This is a genomic window from Niallia sp., from assembly GCF_031978665.1.
Classification (GTDB): domain Bacteria; phylum Bacillota; class Bacilli; order Bacillales; family Cytobacillaceae; genus Niallia.
In genome coordinates, this window is the sequence record NZ_DALZDK010000027.1 from 15,666 (window position 1) to 22,175 (window position 6,510).

Here is a 6,510-nt window from a genome sequence, read left to right on the forward strand (position 1 = left end):
ACAAATGATTAAGGAGCGAATTACCATGATATTTAAAGTATATTTTCAAAATTTAAAAACTGAGGTACCAGTAAGAGAAAATACAAGAACTATTTTTGTTGAAGGTGTATCAGAAAGAGATGTTAGAACAAAATTGGCAGAAAAACCATATAATATTGAGTTTATAACTCGTGTAGAAGGTGCATTCTTAGAATATGAACAACAAAACGAAGACTTTACAGTATTGGAGATTGAATAATGAAATTTGTAAAAAATGATCAAACTGCTGTATTTGCCCTGGGAGGACTAGGGGAAATCGGTAAAAATACCTATGGTGTCCAGTTTCAAGATGAAATCATTTTAATTGATGCTGGTATTAAATTTCCTGAGGACGAGCTTTTAGGAATTGACTATGTTATTCCTGATTATACATTTTTAGAGAAGAACGTAGACAAAATTAAAGGCTTATTTATCACGCATGGTCACGAAGATCATATTGGTGGTATTCCTTATCTTTTAAGACAAGTTAATATCCCTCTTTATGGAGGAAAATTAGCGTTAGCACTTGTTCGTAATAAGCTAGAAGAGCATGGATTATTGCGACAAACTACGATGCATGAAATTCAAGAAGATGATGTAATTAAATTTAGAAAAACATCAGTTTCCTTCTTTAGAACGACTCATAGTATACCTGATTCCTATGGTATTGTTGTGAAAACACCGCCAGGAAACATTGTACACACTGGAGATTTCAAGTTTGACTTTACACCTGTTGGAGAACCTGCTAACTTAACAAAAATGGCTGAAATAGGTAAAGAAGGTGTATTATGCTTATTATCAGACAGTACAAATAGTGAAGTACCTAATTTCACTATGTCCGAAAAAAAAGTCGGAAAAAGCATTCATGATATTTTTATAAAAGCAGATGGTAGATTAATTTTCGCTACTTTTGCTTCCAATATCTATCGATTACAACAAGTAACAGATGCTGCTGTTGAATTTGGTCGTAAAATAGCTGTATTCGGGCGTAGCATGGAGGCTGCAATTAACATCGGCTTAGAGCTTGGTTTTATTAAAGCGCCGAAGGAAACCTTTGTAGATCCTCAACAAATTAATCGATTACCAGCTAATCAAGTTGTTATTCTATGTACAGGAAGCCAAGGGGAACCTATGGCTGCTCTATCAAGAATCGCCAACGGAACACATAGACAAATTCAAATCATTCCTGGTGATACTGTTGTCTTCTCTTCTAATCCTGTACCAGGTAATACATTAAGTGTAAATAAAACAATAAATATGCTATTTAGAGCTGGTGCCGAAGTTATTTCTGGACCACTTAGTAATATTCATACTTCTGGACATGGTGGGCAACAAGAACAAATGCTAATGCTTCGATTAATCAAGCCAAAATTCTTTATGCCAATCCACGGAGAGTTCAGAATGCAAAAGACACATGCACAGACAGCTGTTGACTGTGGTGTCAAAGAAGAGAACTGCTTTATCATGGATAACGGGGAAGTATTGGCCCTCTCAAGTGATACAGCGCAGGTTGCAGGTAAAATCCCATCTGGTAACGTTTATATTGACGGTAGCGGAATTGGGGATATCGGAAATATTGTATTACGAGATCGCAGAATTCTTTCTGAAGAAGGCTTAGTTGTTGTCGTGGTGAGTATTAATATGACAGACTTTAGAATCGCAGCTGGACCGGACCTTATTTCAAGAGGCTTTGTATACATGCGTGAATCTGGCGATTTAATCAATGATGCACAAACGTTAATAAGCAAACATCTAAATAAAGTGATGGAACGCAAAACAACACAATGGTCTGAAATTAAGAATGAAATAATTGATACAATTTCTCCATTCCTTTACGAAAAAACAAAACGAAGACCAATGATTCTTCCTATTATTATGGAAGTATAACGGTTTAATAAAAAAGAGCTATTTGTTCAGCTGATTGAACGAATAGCTCTTTTTTAACAGAAAGGATAAGTTATCTGAAGCCCATTTGGTGTCTAGTTCCGGACAATCAAGGACTGATGGGCTTCTCCATCCCGCACGCCCCTGAACAGGAGCCTTCCGCTTTTCTTTTGTCTAACTCCAGGCTCCTAGGGGCTGTCGGGCTTCCCGTCCATTCCCTACGATAAGTCAACATCGGTTCACTTCCGTTCACCGTGTTTCCTTTATCTCAGGATTGGTCGCTCCACCCCGCACGCCCCTAAACAGGAGCCTTCCGCTTTTCTTATTAAGACATTACTTTTTTTTCAAAACGGTTAATATCGGAATCGGCCCCAATAACAATCAAAATATCTTTTTCTCTTATTGGTTCTGATGCCTGTGGAGAAACAATAATTTCCTTGTCTCTTTTGATTGCAACGATTGTGATACCATATCTGGCACGAATATCTAAGTCAATAATGGAACGGCCATCTAATTTATGACTAGCTTTAATTTCCACAATGCTATGTTCATCTGAGAGCTCTAAATAATCAAGGACATTATTAGAGACAATATTATGAGCAATCCTCTTTCCCATATCTCTTTCTGGATGAACTACTGCATCCGCTCCAATTTTACTTAATACCTTCTCATGATAATCATTTTGTGCTTTAACAGTTATATTTTTGACACCAAGCTCCTTTAACATTAAGGTCGTTAAAATACTTGCTTGAATATCCTCTCCTATCGCAACAATAACATGATCAAAATTGCGGATTCCGAGGCTTTTTAATACTGTTTCATCTACTGAATTACCGACCACTGCATGTGAAACTAGATTTGCATATTCATTTACTTTTTCTTCGCTTTTATCAATAACCATTACATCCATACCTAATTCTGTTAATTCCCGGCAAATACTGCCTCCAAATCGTCCTAGGCCAATAACCGCAAATGCTCTTTTCACTATTAAATCCTCCAACTATCGTAAAAATTTCTCTCGCATTACAGGCAGTAATATGCCACGTAAAAATCAATTTCAAGCGAGGAGACAACACCGATTGATATTATTAACCGATCGATGCGGGAATGGAAAACTCCAAAGGTGGAAGCTTCCCTTTATCTAAGTAAACGCAATAATTATAACATTAAATAAAGCAATAAAGATATTATTTCTATGTAAAAACTTCCTACTTCTATTCGGAAATTACCCGACTGATACGGGTATCTAACATTTTCAAATTTGTTCCACCTGCCTGGTAGTACCGCAATTTTCCCTGCTTATCAAATAAATAGTAGGAAGGAACATATTCATTCAAAAATGCTTTAGCTAACTGAAATTCATGATCAACATAAATGGATTGCGTCATCTTATATTCCTCGACCGTCTTTTTCACTAATTCTATGTCCAAATCCTGCTCTGAACGAGGAAAATGAACAGAGATAACAGTTAGATTCTCTTGATAAAGATCTCTGTATTGATTTAATTCTGCCATAGCCCTTTTACAAAAATAACAGCTAACCGACCAAAAATGAATTAAAGTTGCATTCTTCCCCCATTCTATAGGTTCCCCTTCCCCATTAATCCACAATGTTGGGGCAGTCCATTCTGGAAGCTGATCACCTATTTTCACAGCTACATTCCCCCCTCTTTTCGTTTCTCTCTAAAGAATATAATGTACCCCCTAGTTTATCAAATCCATGTGAGGGAATAAAAAGAAAAAACTCGACTACTTAATTTTTCCAAAAAGGAGCTTAGCACTAAATGATCTATTTTAACGAACTAGGAACCTATATCCAAAACATACAATGGGGAGAATTTCTCTTAAGCACTTCCCTTTTGGCATTAAAAATACTTCTCATCCTTCTGAGCTATCTTCTAATAAATAAAATGGCTAAGAAGCTAATAAAGAAATTATTCGAAACCTATATTCAAAAAAACTCCATTTCTCGAGGCAGAGCTTTCACACTTGAGAGCTTAACAAATAATTTAATTACGTATATATTATTTTTCATTCTTATAATTACGATCCTTCAATTATTAGGAATTGATGCAACAGCAATATTGGCTGGTGCAGGAATTGTTGGATTAGCGGTCGGTTTTGGCGCTCAAGGATTAGTTAGTGACCTCGTCTCAGGCTTTTTCTTACTATTAGAAAGACAGTTAGACGTCGGAGAACTTGTCACAATAGGAGAGTTTTCTGGTATCGTCGAACAAGTGGGACTAAGAACAACACAAATTAGAGCAGGTGATGGAACTTTACACTTTATCCCTAACCGAGAAATAACTCAACTAAGCAATCATTCCCGTGGAGAAATGCAAGCATTAGTGGATATAGACATTTCAGTGCATAATGATTTGCAAAAAACACAAGAAATACTGCAGCAAGTATGTGAACGTATTGCAAGTGAGAACTCAAGTATTACAGATGGACCAAATATGGTTGGCATTGAAAGCATGGGTCCAAATGCAATTACCATACGAATATTAGCAAAAACAAAAAATATGGAGCAATGGGGAATCGAACGCCTGATCAGAAAAGAAATGAAAATGGCTCTTGATAAAAACGGGATACAATTTCCGGAAACTCCACTGATTGTAAAAAGCGAAAGTTAAGTGTGCTTATTTTCATACAAAAAAGCTTACTGCTTAGCTTCCCAGCAGTAAGCTTTTACCGTTAATCGTGACAATTCCCTATTAAAAGAAACAATTAATTTCCCTTTTTCATTAAATAAGCAGTTAAGACATTTACAGCTACTTGTAACGCGTCTTCTTTCGGATTAAGCTTGCTATGGTGTAAGCCATATGGAGAGTCGACACCTAGCCAAAACATAAACCCTGGAATATCCTTTAACATATAGCCAAAGTCTTCACCAGTCATTGCTTCTTTACACTCGAATATATTAGCTTCTGTTTCCCGCTCGATAAAATCCATGAACTCTCTTGTTAACGGTTCGTTATTATACACTTGATAATAGCCACTTCCGAAATCAATCGAACACTCACAGTCATAACCAATTTCGATTCCTTTCACCAAGGATTTGACTCGATTTTTTACTTTTATCATCGCTTCACTTGAAAGAGTACGCATTGTCCCTTCTAGCCGGGCTTTTTCAGCAATCACATTTTGCACAGTTCCACCTGTAATTTTTCCAATTGTCACTACTGCACTATCGAGGGGATCTATATTTCTGGCTACTACAGACTGTAGCTGTGAAACAAGACTACACGCTGCAACAACCATATCATTAGTTAGATGTGGGTACGCAGCATGTCCCCCTTTCCCTTTTAAATCAATAAAAAGCTCAGAAGTATTTGCAAATAGCAAGCCAGGCTTCACTGCAATGGTACCAACTGGGTATTCTGGAGCAACATGAAGAGCTAGGATAATGTCAGGCATCCATTCTTTAAGCTCCTTACTTTGGAGCATAGGCTCTGCCCCACCTGGACCTTCTTCTGCTGGTTGAAAAATAAACACTACATCATCGTTTAGCGGATTTTCTATTATATTGGCAAATACCCCTAAAGCAATCGTCATGTGAAAATCATGTCCACAAGCATGCATTTCTGTAGGGTGCTCGGAAAGAAAAGCCAAGTCTGTTTCCTCGATAATTGGTAAGCCATCGATATCTGCTCGATAGCCGATCGTTTTCGTTGGATTAACACCATGAACCTTCACAATAATTCCCGTTTTCCACGTTTTTATTTCTACCCGTTCATTTGCTAAGCTTTGTATATTTTCGAGTAAATATTGCTGTGTTTTAAATTCTTTAAATCCAAGCTCTGGAATTTTATGCAAATCTCTGCGAATTTTGATTAAATCAATCATATTCCCCATATAAATCCCCTCCTCTTCCTTCATTTTCCATCTACCAATTTCCATCTTTCCTTCTATAAGAAAAGCGTGGAACCCGCTCCACGCTTTTCACTGAAAATTATAGTTGACGTAGCTCTTGCATAATTTCCGTTTTTGATTTTGTTTTATCATCAATTTCTTTAACAACACGTGCAGGAGCTCCTGCAACTAAAGTGTTTGGTGGAACATCTTCTAATACAATCGCACCAGCAGCAACTACAGAACCTTTTCCTACCGTAACTCCTTCTACGACTACTGCGTTTGCACCAACTAATACATCATCTTCAATGATAACTGGTTTAGCAGAAGGTGGCTCAATAACACCTGCTAATACTGCACCTGCACCAATATGACAGTTCTTACCTACAGTAGCTCGTCCACCCATAATAACTCCCATATCGATCATGGTTCCTTCCCCAATGACAGCACCAATATTGATAACTGCGCCCATCATAATTACCGCATTGTCACCGATATCCACTTGATCACGAATGATAGCGCCTGGCTCAATGCGAGCTTTAATATTCTTTAAGTCTAATAAAGGAATAGCAGAGTTTCTGCGATCATTTTCAATCACATAATCTGTTACTTTATCCTTATTTCCTTCGATTACACTTTGAATATCAGCCCATTCTCCGAAAACAACACCAGAATTTCCACTGATAAAGGTTTGTACATTATCTCCAAACTCAACTGCAGATAAATCACCTTTCACATATACCTTCACCGGTGT

7 protein-coding genes are annotated in these 6,510 nt (G+C 37.3%); 3 read left to right on the forward strand and 4 right to left on the reverse strand.

The window, feature by feature from the left end; all coding sequences use genetic code 11:
- Positions 1 to 25 precede the first annotated feature (25 nt).
- Together RTL21_RS15125 and rnjA are read left to right on the forward strand one after the other, a co-directional pair.
- Positions 26 to 238, forward strand: coding sequence for a DNA-dependent RNA polymerase subunit epsilon (locus RTL21_RS15125; RefSeq protein WP_312096961.1), 213 nt, complete (start codon positions 26 to 28; stop codon positions 236 to 238).
- Positions 238 to 1,905 (forward strand): ribonuclease J1, encoded by a 1,668-nt coding sequence (gene rnjA / locus RTL21_RS15130; protein ID WP_312096878.1) that lies wholly within the window; start codon positions 238 to 240, stop codon positions 1,903 to 1,905. The genes RTL21_RS15125 and rnjA overlap by 1 nt, the downstream gene beginning before the upstream one ends.
- 322 nt (positions 1,906 to 2,227) lie before the next feature.
- Here the strand turns inward: rnjA and RTL21_RS15135 are convergent, their stop codons facing one another.
- Together RTL21_RS15135 and RTL21_RS15140 are read right to left on the reverse strand one after the other, a co-directional pair.
- A complete protein-coding gene (locus RTL21_RS15135; RefSeq protein ID WP_312096880.1) occupies positions 2,228 to 2,887 on the reverse strand; it encodes a potassium channel family protein in 660 nt (219 codons plus the stop codon).
- Positions 2,888 to 3,116: 229 nt separating this feature from the next.
- Complete coding sequence (locus tag RTL21_RS15140) at positions 3,117 to 3,554, reverse strand: TlpA family protein disulfide reductase (RefSeq protein WP_312096882.1); 438 nt, start codon at positions 3,552 to 3,554, stop codon at positions 3,117 to 3,119.
- A gap of 131 nt (positions 3,555 to 3,685) precedes the next feature.
- Here RTL21_RS15140 and RTL21_RS15145 point away from each other — a divergent pair, with 131 nt between their 5' ends.
- Positions 3,686 to 4,537 (forward strand): mechanosensitive ion channel family protein, encoded by an 852-nt coding sequence (locus RTL21_RS15145; protein WP_312096884.1) that lies wholly within the window; start codon positions 3,686 to 3,688, stop codon positions 4,535 to 4,537.
- A 94-nt stretch (positions 4,538 to 4,631) separates the two neighbouring features.
- Here RTL21_RS15145 and RTL21_RS15150 read toward each other — a convergent pair whose 3' ends face one another.
- Both RTL21_RS15150 and dapD read right to left on the reverse strand, forming a co-directional pair.
- A complete protein-coding gene (locus tag RTL21_RS15150; protein WP_312096963.1) occupies positions 4,632 to 5,750 on the reverse strand; it encodes an N-acetyldiaminopimelate deacetylase in 1,119 nt (372 codons plus the stop codon).
- A 106-nt stretch (positions 5,751 to 5,856) separates the two neighbouring features.
- A partial coding sequence (dapD, locus tag RTL21_RS15155; protein ID WP_312096886.1) for a 2,3,4,5-tetrahydropyridine-2,6-dicarboxylate N-acetyltransferase occupies positions 5,857 to 6,510 on the reverse strand: 654 nt, incomplete at its 5' end.